Source organism: Halostagnicola bangensis (assembly GCF_054653435.1).
Window position 1 is genome coordinate 94810 of the sequence record NZ_BAAIGG010000003.1, and the last position, 17346, is coordinate 112155.

Sequence of the window (17346 nt, forward strand, 5' to 3'; positions counted from 1 at the left end):
CAACTCCCTCTCTCGGGCGTGAAATAAAACACGAACCGCTCAAGATACGCTCGGGCTTGCGGCACTGGATCGTCGCGAGCCCTCTCACAGTAGCTAGGGAAAACGCGTACGTGCAAACTATTATTATTTAGCACCGAATGCTAGCTCCTATGGGTTCACCTACGCGAGTGAGTGACAAGCAACCACTCCAAGAGTTCACCGTGATCGATTCGGACGTCCATGTCGAGGGGCACATCCCCGAGATCGCGAAGATGGTCGCCGAACGAATGGAGATGCCGTACAGTCACCTGTTAGATCCCGACAAGGGGTCCGGTGGCTACGGGTTCCCCCGGTCGGGAGCTCACAGCGAAATCCCCGGCAAGATGAGCGTATTTAACTTCGAAGGGTTCGATCCCGTACTGGAGCCGTCGGACATCGACGAAACGCTCCGCGCCGAACTGGGAGTCGACTACCCGGTCATCAATATGACCCCAATGTGGGATGTCTACCCCGACACGGACCAGATCCTCCAGGAGATGCCGGCGACCAACGACGTCTTGCTCGAGGAGTTCCTCGATTCGAACGACGACTACTTCGGTAGTATATCGATCCAGACGCGGGAGCCGGAAGCGGCCGTCGAGGAGATCGAACGGCTCGCAGACGAGCGACAGATGGTCGCAGTCCTCGTCCACCCCGGCGGACAGGAGCGTGGGCTCGGCGACTCCCGGTACGATCCGATCTGGGCCGCCGCGGAGGACAACGACCTGGCGATCGCGTTCCACACCACGGCGACCGGACAGATGTGGGAGATGCCGGGGATCATCGGTTCGATGTCGACGATGCCGGAACTACACACGCTCAGCCATCCGTACTCGATGATGTGGGTGATGACGAGTCTCATCTTGGAGGGGACGCCGGCGAAGTTCCCGGATCTAAACTTCATCTTCCTCGAGTCGGGCATCGGCTGGGTACCGTACATGATGTCGCGGCTGAACCGCGAGTACAGTACCTGGCGGAGCCAGGCACCATTGCTCGAGAAGATGCCCGAAGAGTACATTAGAGATCAGTTTTACTTCGGGACCCAACCGCTCGGCGAGTTCTCGAAGCGATCGCACATGGCCGACATCATCGACATCGTCGGGTCGGGAAACATCCTGTTTTCGACCGATTTCCCCCACTTCGATATCGACAACCCGGAGACGATTCGTGGCTTCTTCAGTCACCTCTCGGAGGAAGAACAACGCGGTGTCTTCGGAGAAAACGCCATCGACGCGTTCGGGTTGCCGATCTGATCGCGTTAAACGATCAGACGCAGACGACGATTTCGCCGTCCTCAACGAATACGTCGTGTGAGATCAACTGTACTCCCGGTTTCGAGTGGCACTCGCCGGTCACCAGATCGAACTCCCACCCGTGCCACGGACAGGCGATGATTTCGTCTTCGCGCGTCCACTCGATGTCCGTTTCCAGTGACTCCCTGTTGAACTCCGCATCGAGAAATCCGGCGGTTTGCCCCTCACAAACCGGTCCGCTTTGGTGTGCACACCAGTTCGTGTGCGCGTAGTAGTCGCCGTCAATGTTGAAGACGCCTATCTCGCGACCTTCAAGTTCGACCACGAGGTGATCACCGTCGGCTAATTCGCTCGCTTCGACGATCGAGTGTTCCGCCATGCACAGTCGATCCACCGTTGCATTATTAATGGTTTCGGTGACATGGCACGCGCCGGTATGACCGGTTTAGGTGGTACACTGAAGTGAAACTGAAACGTCGACATGTACTTCCATCTCGAGACTGAACGCTCACGCATGAGCGGTGATCGAAAGAAACCCGACTGGTGGCGGGCAAACGAACGCGCAAGAGCGTCGATGGATCTTCCGTCGTACGAGCCACCCCGGTTCGACGACAGCGTCTACGTTCACGAGGTTGTTCCGACTCTCGAGTTGGTCCACGACTGCGAGATTCTGTTTCTCGGTATCAACGTTGAATACACCGACGAATGGACCGTCCAAATCGACGGCGACGACGCGTTTTCCGTCGAACGATCGCGCGACGACAGTGGCAACACGATCTATCATATCGATTCGGCGGCGTTCAGATCCGCGGTTGAACGAGCGACCGGTGAGATCGGAGCGACCGACTGACTGATCAACCACTCGGAGATAACTCGGACCGCCGTTGGAGACCGTCCATCAGACAGCCGAAATCATTTGGACGGTCCTACTGATCCTCGATCGTGATCCGCGGATCGATGACCGTCTAGCGATCCGGCAGAGCAGGGTTCTCCGAATCGTTCAAATTGATTTGAGAGCGTCAAATGACTGGAGCGATCGACTGCTATCCGCTTTCCCTGCGTTGATTTATTGCACCGGAAAAAGACAACCGGGATACAGATTCCGTGGGTAATCATCAATCTACTTTTATCGGATCAAGCTATTCTGTCGGAATCACCAGTTGTTTGTGCTCTCAATCGATCTAACTCACTACATCTGTCGCGTCTTTCGGGAGGGACCCCGTAATTATCTCAGTCGCGAACAAAAGCGCGCGAATTTACAGCCATACACATGTATAGTTCGGAGGGAAGAGTCGCCACCAGTTTGACATCCTCAAATACTACAGCAGGCCAGTTCCGGTATGAATGTTGATTTCGATGTTGTTCGCCGATCGAATGACCGCCTTGGCGAGTTCGTTCTCGAGTTGTTCTCCCTGCCAATTGTTGGCCGGGCCGGAGATGCTTATCGCGCCGATGACGGTTTCGTGCTCGTCGATGATCGGCGCGCCAATACCCTGGTTTCCGTACACGACCTCCTGGTTGTTAACCGCGTACCGCTGATCGCGAATCTGGTCGAGTTCCTCGTACAGTTCGTCCTCGTCGGTTATCGTGTGGGACGTGTACGCCGGTAACCCCTGCTGTTCGATGATTTGTTCGACCCCCGACTCGGGCAGGTGGGCGAGTATCGCTTTCCCGCCAGCCGTACAGTGGGTGTGAACTTGCGGTTCGTCTCGTTTCTTGGTGTGTATCTCTTTCCCGATGGCGTCCTTCCCGAAGGTTTCGTACAGAATAAGCGTCTTGCCCTGATATTCCGTTATCAGGTGCGCCACGGCGTCGTACTCGTGAGCTAACTTCTCAATCTCCATCTTGCCGGCTCGGAAGAGGTCGGTCTGGCCTCGCACCCGCTCGCTGAAGGGGATGAACTCCATTCCTAACTTGTATTTTTCTCCCTCTTGCTTGACGAACCCATTCGATTTGAGGGTTGCCAGATGCGTGTGGACGGTCCCCGGTGAGAGGCCGACGTCTTCGGAAATTTCCGAGACACTACTACAGCCGGTTTCGTTGATTTGGCGAAGTATCTGAAACGACCGATCGACCGATTGGATTCGGCGGCTTTCATCCGACATGGATAATAATATAGAATGAAGGTATATATTCTTTTGTGAGGGTCAAAATAATGCGCTCACTTCCTCTCGTTCTTCTCCCATCGAAATCTTAGGTCAGTTCGGTTCAGCCGGCTTCGAGGACTTTCGATGGGCGAGATCCGACGAAGGGTCGTCATTTCGACTTCAGTCCGACAGGCAGGCGGTAACCGACGACGCTGACCAATTCTTGGAGTTTGTATCCGACTAGTTTCGAAGAGACGAACCGATAGACTGAATTAGCTAGGCAGTGACTTACCAAATCATGGTTGATGTTTACGACCCGATTGAGATTCAGCCATGGGAAGAAGTACTCGCTGAACACGAGCGTCTCCTTCCCAGTCAGCTTGAATATCTCATGGAACAATCAGCATACTACCGCCGTCTCTTCGAGGAGTGGGACGTCGATCCTACGGCTATCGGTACGCTCGAGGAGTTCGCCGAGCTTCCGTTCATGACGAAACAGGACGAGCGAGACTGTCAAGCGAGCCAAACGCCGGCCAAACCCCTTGGCGAACACCAAACCGCTCCTACCTCGGCGCTCAACCGCGTCATTTCGTCGTCCGGAACGACGGGCAAACCCACTTACTTCGGGCTCACGTCGAAAGATCGACGCGACTGGAACACGGTCCAAGAGCGCGCATTTTACACGGTGGGGGTCCGGCCGTCGGACACGGTGTTGTTCGGGGCGGGACAAACGATGATCACCGGCGGAACGCCGTATTTCGAGTCGCTAACGAAACTGGGTGCGAACGTCGTCCCCGCGGGCGGGGAAAGCACCGACCGACTGCTTTCCGTCGCGACCGATATCCATCCGGACGTCTTGTGGACGACCACCTCACACGTCCAATACCTCTCCGAACAGGCGGAGGAAGTGTGCGGCGTTTCGCCGGAGGATCTGCCCATGACGAAGGTTATCGGCGGCGGTGGGCCCGGAATTTCTAACCCGGAGATCCGATCCGAGTTCTACGACATCTGGGACGCGAACCTGGTCCGCGAGGCGATGGGACTGGGAGACGTCATCGGTTGTATGTGGGCCGAGTGCGAGGAAGAATCGGGGATGCACTTCCACGGTCAAGGCCACGCGCACGTCGAACTGATCGATCCGGAAACGGGCGAGACCAAACCCTTCGAAAGTGGGAACGAAGGCGAACTCGTGTACACCCACCTGCGCCGGGAAGCGACGCCGCTGGTTCGATTCCGGTCGGGTGATTACGCCCGCGTGACGGGGACCGACTGCGATTGCGGTCGAACGTCGCCGAAGATTCAGTGCATCGGCCGAACCGACGACATGCTCATTTACAAGGGCATGAACGTCTTCCCGTCGGCGGTTCGTGACGTCATTTCCGAGGTTGAAGGCGTCGCACCTCGAGTTCGAATAATCGTCCCCGACGAAAACAAAGTCCACTTCGAGGATCCGATTTCGATCGAAATCGCGTCCGAGCCGAACACCACACGGCCCGAATCGGACCTCATCAACGACGTCGTCGACACCGTTCGCGGTCAGCTCAAAGTCCGTGTCGATCCCACGGTCGTCGATGTCGACGACCTCCCGACGGACGAGTACAAGACGAACCTTATCGAAGTTCGCAACTGACTCCAATGACGCACGCACAACGGCCGAGCGAACAGCGCTAGCCCGCGGTACTCTCCGCCGTCGAACAGCCGCGACCCGTCGGAATACACCGTTCTCGAGCCAGCGAAAGAAGACGCGTAGTGCAACGACCCAGCGGAGAACGGTGCCAACGCCCGAGAGAATTCGGTATGCTTATCCTTGTCGCAAGTGAGCGGAACACATGATCAATATCGATCTGACAGATGAGACTGCAATCGTCACCGGTGGAGCACAGGGGTTCGGACGCGGAATCGCCAAACGCCTCGGCGAGGCCCGAAGCAACATCGTGATCGCCGACGTCCAGGTCGAGAAAGCTGAGGAGACGGCCGAAGAACTTCGAAACTACGATATCGAGGTGGAGGTCGTCGACTGCGACGTGACCGATCCGGCGTCCGCAGAGGCGCTCGTCGAGGCCACGGTCGACCGGTTCGGAAGCGTGGAGATCCTCGTCAATAACGCCGGCGGGAGCACGACCGACCACTTTACCGAACTCGATTTCGACACGTGGGCCGACGGTGTTGGCCTGAACCTCTCGGGTCCGTTCAACTGCACGAAGGCCGTCGCGTCGGAGATGCAAAAACACGGGCAAGGGCGCATCGTCAACATCTCCTCGATGGCAGGTCGAAACGTCACCGTCCACGGCAATCCAAGTTATACCGCTTCGAAGTGGGGCCTCATCGGCCTCTCGAAGCACACGTCTCGAGACCTCGGGCCGGACGTTCGGGTGAACGCGATCTGTCCCGGCGGCGGTCCGAGCGGCCCGCTCGGTCGCGGCGTCACGTCCGACGACATCGCGGACGGCGTCCTGTTCCTCGTGTCCGACCTCTCCGATTACATCACCGGGACGGTTCTCGAAATCGAGGGCGGCGGGAATCTCAACGAACGACCCGACTACCTCGAGAAGCCGCCCGAGGAGTGGCCCGATTTCTTGCAAGATCAGTAAGGGTGTTCGAGGTCGACGCCGACTTCGGCTTCTCGAGCCGTTGCGACCGTCGATACGGTTGGGCGTCCGCTCGCGAACGCGTTGGTCGACGCCGACTTCGGCTTCTCGAGCCGTTGCGACTGGTACGCAGTCCGCGTCGTTTCACACAATGCCATCCATAGGCTCGATGCCCGTCCGACAATCACGCCTCCCAGTCGAAACGTCGGAAAAAGGAGAACGGCCGCGCCGACATCGATCACACGAATCGCGACGACGTATCGACCGTCGTTACTCCGGTTCGTGTCCGACGGGTTCGAACCGATAAAACACGCGGTCCTCGTCGCGCGGACCGTCGATATCCACGATTTTTAGCGTCACCCGATCGCCGATCGAAAGGTCGTCGTATGCGGCTCCGTCGATACGAGCCGAGAGCCGAACGTCGACGCCCTCGAGATCGACGATACCCATAACGAACGGGACATCGTCCGTCATGCCGATCGGCGCACTTCCGCGGACGACGGAGAACGCGAACAGCGTTCCGTCGTGTGGGAGCGACTCGTAAGAGAGGTCATCACTGGTACACTCCGGGCAGACGACGCGCGGCGGGAAGTGGAGCGCGTCGCAGTCTTCACACCGTGTCGTCGACAAGGACCCCTCTTGAAGTCGGTCGTAGAACTCGTGAATGCGCGTCTCCTCCTCGGACTGGAGGTTGTAGAAATCGAGCAATCGCGGAAAGTCGATCCGCTCCGGGACGCTAACGGTGTCCCGCGGCGGCGTCGGATCGTCGGTCATTGTGGATCCCTCGCGAGCGTCATGACGCTGTGAACCGACGCGCTGCCGCTGAGATTGTGAATGAGGCCAGTCTCTGGACTGTCCGGGACCTGCCTTTCGGACGGGACATCGCCGGTGAACTGGCGGTAGATTTCCAACGCCTGCGAAATGCCGGTCGCACCGAGCGGGTGGCCACAGCCGAGGAGGCCGCCGCGAGGGTTGACGGCGATGTCGCCGTCGAGGGCGCTTCGACCCTCCTCGATAAAGCGCCCACCCTCGCCTTTTTCGACCCATCCGAGATCCTCGTACTCGATGATCTCGCTGATGGAGAAACAATCGTGTATCTCGGCGACGTCGAGTTCGTCTACGGGGTCCTCGATACCCGCCTGTTCGTACGCCTTTTCGGCTGCGACGGTCGCCTGCGGCCACGCCGACAGCGACGGGAGGTTGTTGATCGAATTACTCGCCATGCACGATTGTCCGCTTCCCGTCACGTACGCGGCCGTATCCGTGAGTTCGCGGGCCTTCTGTTCACTCACGAGCAAGAGCGCCGCCGCGCCGTCCGTGATCCCGCTGCAGTCGAGCAGATTGAGCGGCGGTGCGATCGGATAGGACTCGAGCACGTCATCGACATCGACCGCCTTCTGAAACTGCGCGTAGGGATTGTTCGCCGCGTGGGTTTTGTTTTTCTCGCTTACCGCCGCGAGCTGTTCTCGAGTCGTGCCGTACTCGTGCATGTGTCGCTGGGCGATGAGCGAAAAGTACGACGGCGCGTTGAGTCCGTTGACGCCGTCGAACTCCCTGTCGACGACGTTCGTCATGCTCGATTGCATCTCCTCTGTGCGGTCGTCCGGGAGGTTCATCTTTTCGACGCCGACGACGAGCGCGACGTCCAGTTGCCCGGCGGCGATAGCGAGCCAGGCGTACCGGAGCGCGGCCTGTCCGCTCGCGCAGGCGAGTTCCGTTCGGGCGATCATCGAGTCGACGTCGACGCCGAGCAGTTCCGCGACGAGCGGTGCGACGTGCGATTGGAAGGCGAACCGTTCGGGCTGGACCGCGCCGACGAACAGCCCCTCGACGTCGTCCGGCGTGATACCGGGAACGTCGTCGAAGGCCGCTTTCCCGGCCTCCTGGGCGAGGTCCTTCCACGTCGCCTGTCGGTCGCCCCAGCGAGTGTGGCCGCCGCCGACGATTGCCGCGGTCTGGGTCATCGGTTCCTCCCTCCGCCGTTCTCGCGCGCTGACCACACGTCGGATTCCGATAGTGCGTGGGTACCCGCGGGTAGGAAAATTGCGTGGACGCTACTGTAATTCAGCATCATCCAGAAATTCGGGGGGACCGTTATTAGTGTTTGCGCTACACACCCTCACGCGATTCGCGTCTCGGCTTTCTCGTCGCTTTCCCCGTCATCGAGTTGGTGGCTCCGGCGGCACCTCGGGTATCACGAGCCGGGAATCGTACTCTCCACCGGTGTGAATCGTGTGCTCCCCTTCGTTGATCGTTTCGAGTCCGAGCGCCGTTTCCCCTCGCTTCCTGGCGGGGTAGGTCTCCGTCATATCCTCATGTCCGAACAGCGTTCCGGAAACTTCGACTTGCAACGTCTCCCCCTCCCGGTAACGGGTTCCCGACGGCCGGATCGGGATCTGACACGCCACGGGGTCGCCCGGATCGACCGGCTCGGGATCCGCGTCTCGCTCGAGGAACGGTTCCCACCGAGTCGATTTCGCCGCGTTCAGGGTCCGGTGTGACAGTCGAAGGAAGCCGAGCGCGACCGGATGCGCCAGCGGCGCGGAGTACCCGTGGAATTTTACTTCGTCGCCGTCCCGATCGAGCTTCCGGACGGTAACGAAGAGGTCGGCGTCCGCGGCGTCTTCGGGAGCAACCCACAGCTTCAACCCCTGATACCCGACCAGCGCGGTCTCTTCCTCGAACGTGTGCTCGAACGCGACACTGTCGGTCGTCGTCGCGTCGTAGCTGACCGCGCTCGCCCGGTTGGGAGTTCCTCGGTCGGTCAGCGATCGGTCGGTCGCATCGAGATGCAGCGTCCGATATTGCGTCTCGGGCAGCGGGAAGTCGTCCGCCGTCCGAACGGACCAACTCCGAAGCGAGTCGCGAACTTCAGCCCTGACCGGCTTCTCGTCTAAAATTCTCGAATCGTTTCCCTTCAAGAAGTGATCGAAGAACCGCTTTCGGAAGGCCTGGGCCTCCGTTTCGTAGAACGTTGCCCACTTCTCCCGGCCGTGATTGTAGAGCCACTTGTGCTCGGAATCGATGTTTCGAAACGCCCTGAAATCGCCCCGGCTAAAGAGGCCATGACTCGACCAGGAGCCGCAGATGAGGGCGGGTTGGGTGATTTCTGCAAATAGCTCGTCCTCGGATCTGGGATCGGGCGTCGGCGGGTTCGTCTCGTCCGGCGCGGGCCAGGCGGGATCGTTCGGAACGGGAAAGTCATCGGTCGACGTCGGCGACGTCACGGGCCCGATACCTCCGTGTCTGTACAGATCGTCCGGGGCGCCTTGCCAGGGACAGATCGCCTCGAGGTGGGGTGGGTTCGCCTCGGCCGCGTAGTACTGGAGGATCGAGAGGATCGAAACGCCGCTCATGCCGACCTTTCCGTTGCTCCACGGTTGGCGCGCCGCCCACTCGATCGCGTCGTACATGTCTCGACCCCACGCTTCGAATCCCGTAAACTCCCCCGGCGAGCGGCCGAACCCTCGGCCGTCGACGACGATGTTGACGTATCCGTGCGGGACCCAGAAGTTGGGATTCTCCGATTCGAACGTACACGAATGTGCGACCGGCGGGCTCCACGGTTCGTAGCCGACTCCCGTTCCCGGCCATCGCTCGCCGAACAGCTCTTGGGCTTGTCCCCAGTAGATGTCTTTCCCCCAGCCGGTAAACTCCATGATCACCGGGTACTCGCCGGGGACCTCGCCGAACTCCTCACCGGGCTCTTCGGGCCGGTACACGTTGCCGGCCAACTCCAAACCGTCGCGCATCGGGATCGGAACGTCGGTCTCCTTGCTAATTCCGGTCGCAACTCCTTCGACCGGCGATTCCCACACGTCGCGTGATTCCGTCGCCGCGGTGCGGCCGCCGTCACACCGCGTCGCTCGGTTCGTATCGGCGTACTTGGTTGGTTCGCTGTCGCCTCCTCGAGTGGTATCTTCTGTCATTGGCCTTCTCGAGTTCCACATTGCGGACCACACACTTAAGAAATTGTGTCAGAGAAAAGTGGACAGGCTGTGGCCGAGGCGATGGCGCGACAGCACGGCGATTACAATACGGGAATGGGGGATCACAAGAGGACAATCGGCGATCATAACTCGACGCTCACAAAACTCGGTTGACCCCCGAAGCCAGGGGGAACGTTTTTTACCGGGTAGATAGCAACTACCGCTAGACAATGGTTTACGATATCGCGATTATCGGCACCGGACCGGCCGGGCTCAGCGCGGGCGCTTACGCGGGACGCAGAGGATACGAGGTGTTGTTCTTCGAGGACGAATCGATCGGCGGGGAGCTCGTAAATCGACACGAGATTCGGTCCTACCCGGGATTCCCGGACGGGATAGCCGGAACGGAGCTTCGATCTCGGCTCGTCAACACCGCCGAATCATACGAACCCGATGTCGAGATGGACGCCGTCGAACGCATCGATCCCGGACGGCCCCACGAACTTCACACGGAACACGGACAGTTTCAGGCCGCGGCGGTCGTCATCGCGACCGGAAGCAGTCCGGAGCGACTCGAGGTCGCCGGGGAATCGGACTACTGGGGACGAGGCGTGTTCGACTGTGCGACCTGCGACGGGCCGCTCTACGCCGACAAGCGAATCGCCGTCGTCGGCGGCCGAAATCACGCCGTTATCGACGCGCTGTTCCTGACGAACCACGCCTCGGAGGTGCTTTTGGTCGAAGCGGCGGAAGCGCTGACCGCCGACGAGTCACTCGCGGCGGACGCTCGAGCGAACGAACAGCTTGAGGTTCTGACCGGGACGTCGGTGACGGAGATACGGGGCGAAGACGGCGTCGTCAGCTCGATCCGACTGCGAGATCACGAAACCGACGAGACGCGAACCGAGCCGGTGGGCGGATTGAACGTCAACGTCGGCGCAGTTCCGAACACGTCGTTCCTCGATGAGACCGTCGAGCTCGACGACGACGGCAGCGTGATCGTCGGCCCGGGTATGGAGACGTCCGTCGAAGGCATTTACGCGGCCGGGGACGTGCGAAGGGATAGCCCGCTGGAAGTCGTCGCCGCGGTTGGTGACGGCGTTACCGCCGTCCGGGCGGCGCGATCGCACGTCGAGACGGACTCGAGCTCATAACGGAGCGGGGTCGCCGTGCGACTGTCGAATACCGATTTTCACCCGCCGTGAATAGGCGGCGAGAGACGCACGACATCACCGTCGGACAACGCCGTGTCGTCCCCCTCGAGCGTCCGGACGCTTTGTTTGTTGACGGTGACGATCGCGGATAGCTCACCGCTCTCGGATCGACCGTCGAGGACGGCTCGCGCGCCGTCGAACTCCGAACGTAACGTCGCTAACAGGTCGCCGACGGTCGCGTCCGACTCGAGCGTACAGTCGTAGGATTTCGTGCCAATGGCCTCGCGAACCGGTCCGAAGGCCCGAACTTCCACGTTCATACGTCGACTTCGAAGATGACGCTATTAGATCTTTCTGCGAACGAAACGCCGAAAATCGGATTCGCGCCCGTCCTCGACGATCAGTTCGTCGGGACGGCGCTGGAGGCGGCGGTTTCGACCGTCGAGTCGGGGACGGTGCCGTCGTCGTTCAGCCCGCGAGCGTCGTAGTACTCCGCGATCGCCGCCTCGAGATCCGGGATTTCGTAGGGGAGTTCGTCGTCCGAGCGATCGATGCCGCGACGGTTGTTGAAGTGGCGCTCGAGTTCGACGGTTCGGGCCCCGATCTCGAGGAGTTCCTCGTAGGGCGCGTCGAACAGCGTCTCGAGACGCTCTTCGGTGACGTACTCGCTTCCGAAGGCACAAACGATCCCGGTATCCCGGAACGCGGCCGAGTTTTCCTCTCGAACGAGCGTCTCCGCTTTTCCGAGCGTCCCCTCCGGGTCGATCTGGCCGCTGTACTCGAGCGACAACATACCGGCGTACATGTGATCGGCACCGCGGTTCGCGACGGCATAAGAGAGCCCCTGTCCGTGAAGGACGCGGCCGTCGTGGGCGGCGAACTCCATCCCCTTGACCGTGAAGTCTTCGACGCCCAGTTCATCGTGACAGCGCGCAACGCCTTCCGCAAGGGAGTCTCCGATGCCCTCGCGATAAGCGATCTTCTCCGTTACCTCCTGTGCCAGGGCGGCGTTTCCGAACTCGTCTTCGCTCGCCAGATACGCAGCGACCGTCACGCCAGCGGAGACGGTGTCCATCCCAAGTGAATCGCATAGTTCGTTCCCCTTCATGACGTCGACGATGTCGTCGACGCCCTGACTCGAACCGAACGCGTAGATCGTTTCGAACTCCGGCCCCTCCGTCTCGAGGCCGGTCTCTTCGTCGCGCGTCGGGAGTTTACAGGCGTACGCACACGCCGAGCACGCCCCCTTCTTGTACTTTTTCTCTTCGACGGCGTTCCCGCCGATATCCGCCGCGTGCTCGAATTCGTACTCCTCGAAGTACCGCGTCGGGAGCGAGAAGTTGTCGTTGATAAACTCCGTTCCGCCAGCGGTTCCCTGTCGGCGCATCGGATCGTCCGACTGTGCGGCCTCGCGATGGACGTCCGTCTCCGGCGGGTCCGGAATCTCGATCGGCGGCTCGACATCTCCCGAAAAGGTGACGCACTTGACGTTTTTCGAGCCGAGTATCGCGCCGAGCCCGCCGCGGCCGAACGTCCGGGAGTCGAACGTCATCACCGAGGCGAATCGAACGAGGTTCTCGCCGGCCGGTCCAATTGTAATACAGTGTTCGGGTCCGAGGTCGTGGTTGGTTTCGACGTACTCCGAAACCTCGGGAACGGTCGCCCCCTCGAGTTCCGGCACTTCTTCGAACGTGACGCTGTCGTCGGTCACGTGAATCGCGAGTAGTTCGTCGCTCTCGCCCGTCACCTCGAGGACACTGATGCCCGTACTGACGAAGTTGCGGGAGAGATACCCGCCCGCGTTGCTCGAAACCAGTCCGTCGGTCAACGGCGAGAGGCCGGTCATATTCATCCGACCCGTAAAAGACATCTGCGACTGTTGGAGCGGACCGGTCGACAGATACGCCCTGTTTTTCGGACCGAACGGATCTGCGTCGAAGGGGATCCGCTCGTGGGCGAGCGCAGTCGCCGCGGCGCGGCCGCCGACGTGCGTCTCGAGCAGCGAGTCGATATTCGTTTCTGTTGCCGTTCGTTCACTGACATCCAAACTCAACAGCGGACCTGTAGCGTGAATCATACTCCATCATTATCAGTGCAAGACTATAAGTGTGAAGGGGAACTGAACCTCGTTCGCGCCACGAGACTTCGTCGCTCCCGCAACTCGGTCGCGGAAACGGACGATCGGCGGTTCGAACATCGAATTGCCGGTCCGAACATCGGCGGCCCGCCTCGAAGCCGGTACTCTGTCTCTCGACGGAAGGCGACACGGTATCACAATGGCGTTTACACGCGTATCCACAATGCTCGAGACAATAATAAAGACCGCACGTTCTTTGAACCTCTCAAACTGAAGTGTGAACAACCACCATGATAGAAGAGGAAGAACGGTGCCGACGATAGCTCGAGGAGGAAGGCGTTCGTTCAAGAGCGCCGGTGGAAGTATTGTCGCCCGTGATCACCACATCCAGAAGAGACGAACAACCGGGATCGCTCACTTTCCGGGAGCGCAATTGGATCGCGAAACGACACACCGGAAGAGCACCGTAATCGAATCCGCTACCGGGTGACGGAACTGGTAAACGGAGATGCTCCCCGAAGCGGAGGGACGTTGGGACCGGTCGTCGGTCCGAGTACTCCCGAGAACGGACCGTTCCATCGGCGTTAGTACAATCCGATTTTGTCAGCGTCAAAAAGAAGCGTCCTGAGAGGAACCATTTTATACACACATACGGTTGTAATTATATCGTCGAGCGGTGTCTTTGAAGACGAAGTGAAAGCGGAGTTCGAGTTGAAGAACTGCAATTATAACGAACGTTATGGCGCATTCTACGTCTTCTCTAGTGGCCTGATGAAATATCACGTAGTATGGTAACGCGGATCGAGAAATCACGCACCCCGCCGCTGACCGAGTGTAGCAAATCCGCTTTTAGAAAGGATTCAACCGGTTAATGTACGTTACCGTCCGTGGGACTGAACGGGCCACATCAATTTGACAGTACCAAATCAGTGATAGGCGGAACGAGAGTGTCACCGAATACTAGCAGTGATTGGCGAAATGAGAGGTGTCGCCGAATACTAGCAGTGATGGACAGAATGAGAGGTGTCGTCGAGTACTAGCAATCGAAACGCACTCACGAACACGATTACTGCGACGAACGGGGATTTGAACTCCGGACGGACGGATTCCCACCGATTTGGACGACCTATCACAAGAACGGCGATCAACGAGAGTACGATTCGACCCATTCCTCGCGATAGAACAGCGATTTCTCCGGCTTGACCCGGTGCTGTGACGGCAACTCTTACGGAACACGTTTGTCACGTTTCATCACGCAATGAGCAACTTATATATATAGTGACGAATAACACATGGGTGTGCCACACACGCACAAATGACAAGGGTCCTACGCGGAGGGCAAGTGGATTATAATGAGTGACAAAGACACGACTCACGAGTGGAGTACCGATAGACGAACATACCTGGGGGCGCTTTCGGCGGCGGCTGGGGCGGCTCTGGCAGGGTGCTTGGGGGGAAGTACCGAAGAACACGAACCGGGTGAACCGGTGCCTACGTTGCAAATCGATTCGATGACAGGCGTTACGGGTGAATCCTCGATCGAACAAGCCCACCTTCACCTCGCCGAGGTGCTCGAGGACGAGCTAGGGGTCCCGGCAAATGTCTCGACGAAAGAGATAAACACCATGTGGGACGAGATCTACAGCGACGATCGGTCCCGGCACCTCCACCTCGACGTCACCCCGGACATGCCGCAGTTTCTCGAGCCGCACAATGTCCTTCGACAGTTCCAGGCCCAGCGGGCGGGCGCAAACGGGTTAGGAAACGTAAGCCAGTACGCAAGCTGCGAATACACAGATCTCGTCAACGAGCAAGTCACCATCTCGGATCCTGACGAGCGCGAATCGATGATCCAAGATGCAGTGAGCACCTTTTCGGAGGATATCGGCACGATCAATCTCTTCTCGATGTACGTTCAATCTGCATACCGGCCGGACGGGGTGGACATTCCCGACGATACCGGCGACCAGGGGGTTGCCGATCGAAATACGGACCTCTTCATGGAGATGAGCCCTGCAGACGGCGACACGATCCAGACGAACCTGACGAGTACGGCGATGCAGTCGTCCACTTACATGGTGAACACACCGACGACGGTCTGGGGGACCGTCGTCTACTCGCCGCTGGTGTACTTCGACAAGAACAACGAGCTCCAGCCCTTCCTCGCGACGGATTGGGAGATCGAGGACGACGCGACTACGTTCACGTTCGATCTCCGCGAGGATGCCACGTTCCACAACGGCGATCCCATCACCGCCGAGGACGTCCAGTGGACATTCGAGTTCGTCAACGAGAACACGGCTCACTTCCAGGAAGCCAGCGAAGTCCCCTACGAATCGATCGACATCATCGACGATCACACCGTCGAGTTCAACTTCGTCGAACCGCACGCCCCCTTCCTTCGCGGAACGGCGACGACGTGGGGTATCGTGCCAAAAGACGTCTGGCTGGACGGCGGAGCAGAAGAGAACCCGGACAACGTCGACCTGGACCCGATCGTCGGCTCCGGCGCGTACCAGGTGGTCAACTGGCAGCGAGACGAAATCTTGCACCTCGAGCCGTACGACGACCACTGGATCGATACCGAGGGCGAACTGGTCATGCGATCGTTCGAAGATCAGACCGGTGCCGTTCGAGAGTTAGAAGACGGCGACCTCGACGCAATATTCAGTCTCGGGAGCGACCTCGTGGCAAATATCGAAGACGACGATTCCATCGAGATCGACGGGGTGCCAGGGTTCGGCGATTGGGAGCTGACACCACAACACAGCTTCCCGGTGACACAGTTCAGAGAGTTCCGTCTCGCGCTCTCGGAAGCCATCGACCGGGAGTATCTCAGGGAGCTCCTGTCGAGAGGCAACGGTGAGATACACTTGCACTCGGCCCCGTGGGGAGAGCAACATCCGTTCTACCCCGATGACGCGGAAGGGCTAACCCAGATCGCTCAGTCGCCGAGCGGAGACACCGAACGAGCGCGAGAAATCCTTGAAGAAGCGGGTTGGACCTGGGACGATGATGACCGGTTAGTGTATCCAGACGACATCGACACGGACCCGCGCTGGCCGCAGGGTGACGAACCGGCCGATCATCCCGACGAATACTCGTGTCTCGAGTAACTTGTTTGGCACAAATTTTGTAGATCCTTCAACAAACCCCCGAAACACGGCAACACGAAGAAGCGGACGGGTCAATTGGGTTCGGTACTAGCACGGGGGCCAAAACGGGGTCAGTATCAATTTTCATATAGATAATGATATCGACGTTTGAGGGAAACGTTTATGTAGTTTCGCTGTGTGACATTTTAACAATTGGCTCAACATGAGTGAATCCACTGACGTAGAAGCCCGCCTCAATTCATTACTGGAGAACGACTTTGTAGAAAGCTTCAGGGATGGACTTTCAAAGTACCTTTCAGATCGGATAACGATAGCCTGTATCGTCTTTCTGGCGATGCTCGTATTCATCAGCGTATTCGATCAATTCTTGATGCCGTACGAACACACGACGGTCCATCGCACTCCGGACGGAGAAATCGCCAGACTAGAATCACCGTCGATGGCACACCCGCTCGGTACGACTACGTCCGGAGAGGACGTTTTCTCCCGATTACTTTTCGGTGCAAGCTCGACCCTGCTCACGGGCCTGGTCGGCGGGCTGATTATCGTCGGTATCGGGCTCACCGTTGGGATGGTGTCGGGATACTACGGTGGACGAGTCGATAGCTTACTCATGCGATTAACTGACTTCGCGTACGGTATTCCGATCATCCCGACCGCGATCGTGCTCGTCGCCTACTTCGGAATGGGGTTCTGGAGTTCAGTCCTCATCATCGGGTTATTACTGTGGCGGGGGAACGCTCGCGTGTTCCGATCGCAGGTATTACAGATCAAAGAGCGCGAACACATCAAGGCCGCAAAGATGCTGGGCGCGAGCGATCGATACGTTATCACGCGCCACATTCTGCCGAATATGATGGGGATGGTGGTGCTTTTCTTGGCTCTCGGAACCGGGATAACCATTCTAATCAGTGCCGGTCTCGCGTTCCTGGGCTTCATGGATCCGTACGTTCCATCGTGGGGTGTGATGCTCCGAAACGCGTACTCATCCGGGAGCATGACCGAGGCGTGGTGGTGGTCGATTCCGCCGGGAGCGATGATTTCCTTTACGGTGCTCGCAATTTTCCTTCTCGGACGGAGCTACGAGCGAGTAAACGAAGAGCAAGTTAACCAGGTTTCCTAAG

Annotated in this window: 15 protein-coding genes; 7 read left to right on the forward strand and 8 right to left on the reverse strand. The window is 58.9% G+C overall.

Translation table 11 applies throughout. The features are described 5' to 3' along the window. Positions 1-149: 149 nt before the first annotated feature. Positions 150-1271 carry an amidohydrolase family protein gene (locus ACYQ14_RS18470; protein WP_459890269.1) on the forward strand — a complete coding sequence of 374 codons (1122 nt, stop codon included), beginning with the start codon at positions 150-152 and terminating at the stop codon, positions 1269-1271. 13 nt (positions 1272-1284) lie between these two features. On the opposite strand, the gene ACYQ14_RS18475 is transcribed toward ACYQ14_RS18470, so the two are convergent. Continuing rightward, positions 1285-1650 (reverse strand): Rieske (2Fe-2S) protein, encoded by a 366-nt coding sequence (locus tag ACYQ14_RS18475; protein WP_459890271.1) that lies wholly within the window; start codon positions 1648-1650, stop codon positions 1285-1287. Positions 1651-1785: 135 nt separating this feature from the next. Between ACYQ14_RS18475 and ACYQ14_RS18480 the strand changes: the two genes are divergently transcribed. Further along, a complete protein-coding gene (locus tag ACYQ14_RS18480) occupies positions 1786-2121 on the forward strand; it encodes a hypothetical protein (RefSeq protein WP_459890273.1) in 336 nt (111 codons plus the stop codon). Between the two features lie 469 nt (positions 2122-2590). Here ACYQ14_RS18480 and ACYQ14_RS18485 read toward each other — a convergent pair whose 3' ends face one another. Beyond that, complete coding sequence (locus ACYQ14_RS18485) at positions 2591-3376, reverse strand: IclR family transcriptional regulator (RefSeq protein WP_283838661.1); 786 nt, start codon at positions 3374-3376, stop codon at positions 2591-2593. 373 nt (positions 3377-3749) lie between these two features. Between ACYQ14_RS18485 and ACYQ14_RS18490 the strand changes: the two genes are divergently transcribed. Together ACYQ14_RS18490 and ACYQ14_RS18495 are read left to right on the forward strand one after the other, a co-directional pair. Beyond that, positions 3750-4988 carry a phenylacetate--CoA ligase family protein gene (locus ACYQ14_RS18490; protein ID WP_459890275.1) on the forward strand — a complete coding sequence of 413 codons (1239 nt, stop codon included), beginning with the start codon at positions 3750-3752 and terminating at the stop codon, positions 4986-4988. Positions 4989-5187: 199 nt separating this feature from the next. Continuing rightward, positions 5188-5949 (forward strand): SDR family NAD(P)-dependent oxidoreductase, encoded by a 762-nt coding sequence (locus tag ACYQ14_RS18495; RefSeq protein ID WP_459890277.1) that lies wholly within the window; start codon positions 5188-5190, stop codon positions 5947-5949. Here ACYQ14_RS18495 and ACYQ14_RS18500 read toward each other — a convergent pair. From ACYQ14_RS18500 to ACYQ14_RS18515, 4 genes are all read right to left on the reverse strand, one after another. Next, entirely contained in the window at positions 5943-6104 is a 162-nt protein-coding gene (locus ACYQ14_RS18500; protein ID WP_459890279.1) for a hypothetical protein, read from the reverse strand. The two genes, ACYQ14_RS18495 and ACYQ14_RS18500, sit on opposite strands and share 7 nt — an antisense overlap. Before the next feature lie 112 nt (positions 6105-6216). Beyond that, positions 6217-6720, reverse strand: coding sequence for a Zn-ribbon domain-containing OB-fold protein (locus tag ACYQ14_RS18505; protein ID WP_459890281.1), 504 nt, complete (start codon positions 6718-6720; stop codon positions 6217-6219). Continuing rightward, entirely contained in the window at positions 6717-7910 is a 1194-nt protein-coding gene (locus tag ACYQ14_RS18510; RefSeq protein WP_459890283.1) for a thiolase C-terminal domain-containing protein, read from the reverse strand. Before ACYQ14_RS18510 ends, ACYQ14_RS18505 begins: the two co-directional genes overlap by 4 nt. A 195-nt stretch (positions 7911-8105) precedes the next feature. Continuing rightward, positions 8106-9875, reverse strand: coding sequence for a CocE/NonD family hydrolase (locus tag ACYQ14_RS18515; protein WP_459890285.1), 1770 nt, complete (start codon positions 9873-9875; stop codon positions 8106-8108). A 230-nt stretch (positions 9876-10105) separates the two neighbouring features. Here ACYQ14_RS18515 and ACYQ14_RS18520 point away from each other — a divergent pair, with 230 nt between their 5' ends. Then, positions 10106-11029 carry an NAD(P)/FAD-dependent oxidoreductase gene (locus ACYQ14_RS18520; RefSeq protein WP_459890287.1) on the forward strand — a complete coding sequence of 308 codons (924 nt, stop codon included), beginning with the start codon at positions 10106-10108 and terminating at the stop codon, positions 11027-11029. Positions 11030-11067: 38 nt separating this feature from the next. On the opposite strand, the gene ACYQ14_RS18525 is transcribed toward ACYQ14_RS18520, so the two are convergent. Continuing rightward, complete coding sequence (locus ACYQ14_RS18525) at positions 11068-11349, reverse strand: MoaD/ThiS family protein (RefSeq protein ID WP_459890289.1); 282 nt, start codon at positions 11347-11349, stop codon at positions 11068-11070. An 80-nt stretch (positions 11350-11429) separates the two neighbouring features. Then, complete coding sequence (locus tag ACYQ14_RS18530; RefSeq protein WP_459890291.1) at positions 11430-13106, reverse strand: aldehyde ferredoxin oxidoreductase C-terminal domain-containing protein; 1677 nt, start codon at positions 13104-13106, stop codon at positions 11430-11432. Between the two features lie 1352 nt (positions 13107-14458). Here ACYQ14_RS18530 and ACYQ14_RS18535 point away from each other — a divergent pair. Then, on the forward strand, positions 14459-16222 hold the full coding sequence (locus tag ACYQ14_RS18535) for an ABC transporter substrate-binding protein (RefSeq protein WP_459890293.1): 1764 nt from the start codon (positions 14459-14461) through the stop codon (positions 16220-16222). A 202-nt stretch (positions 16223-16424) separates the two neighbouring features. Beyond that, the gene (locus ACYQ14_RS18540) at positions 16425-17345 is read left to right on the forward strand and encodes an ABC transporter permease (protein ID WP_459890295.1); all 921 of its coding nucleotides are present in this window, start codon (positions 16425-16427) and stop codon (positions 17343-17345) included. Position 17346 lies beyond the last annotated feature (1 nt).

Coding starts and splice junctions, on each gene's coding strand:
- ACYQ14_RS18520 (WP_459890287.1), top strand. CDS start 10,106: ATGGTTTACGATATCGCGATTATCGGCACCGGACCGGCCGGGCTCAGC.
- ACYQ14_RS18495 (WP_459890277.1), top strand. CDS start 5,188: ATGATCAATATCGATCTGACAGATGAGACTGCAATCGTCACCGGTGGA.
- ACYQ14_RS18475 (WP_459890271.1), bottom strand. CDS start 1,650: ATGGCGGAACACTCGATCGTCGAAGCGAGCGAATTAGCCGACGGTGAT.
- ACYQ14_RS18480 (WP_459890273.1), top strand. CDS start 1,786: ATGAGCGGTGATCGAAAGAAACCCGACTGGTGGCGGGCAAACGAACGC.
- ACYQ14_RS18485 (WP_283838661.1), bottom strand. CDS start 3,376: ATGTCGGATGAAAGCCGCCGAATCCAATCGGTCGATCGGTCGTTTCAG.
- ACYQ14_RS18500 (WP_459890279.1), bottom strand. CDS start 6,104: ATGGCATTGTGTGAAACGACGCGGACTGCGTACCAGTCGCAACGGCTC.
- ACYQ14_RS18490 (WP_459890275.1), top strand. CDS start 3,750: ATGGAACAATCAGCATACTACCGCCGTCTCTTCGAGGAGTGGGACGTC.
- ACYQ14_RS18530 (WP_459890291.1), bottom strand. CDS start 13,106: ATGATTCACGCTACAGGTCCGCTGTTGAGTTTGGATGTCAGTGAACGA.
- ACYQ14_RS18540 (WP_459890295.1), top strand. CDS start 16,425: ATGAGTGAATCCACTGACGTAGAAGCCCGCCTCAATTCATTACTGGAG.
- ACYQ14_RS18505 (WP_459890281.1), bottom strand. CDS start 6,720: ATGACCGACGATCCGACGCCGCCGCGGGACACCGTTAGCGTCCCGGAG.
- ACYQ14_RS18525 (WP_459890289.1), bottom strand. CDS start 11,349: ATGAACGTGGAAGTTCGGGCCTTCGGACCGGTTCGCGAGGCCATTGGC.
- ACYQ14_RS18510 (WP_459890283.1), bottom strand. CDS start 7,910: ATGACCCAGACCGCGGCAATCGTCGGCGGCGGCCACACTCGCTGGGGC.
- ACYQ14_RS18470 (WP_459890269.1), top strand. CDS start 150: ATGGGTTCACCTACGCGAGTGAGTGACAAGCAACCACTCCAAGAGTTC.
- ACYQ14_RS18535 (WP_459890293.1), top strand. CDS start 14,459: ATGAGTGACAAAGACACGACTCACGAGTGGAGTACCGATAGACGAACA.
- ACYQ14_RS18515 (WP_459890285.1), bottom strand. CDS start 9,875: ATGACAGAAGATACCACTCGAGGAGGCGACAGCGAACCAACCAAGTAC.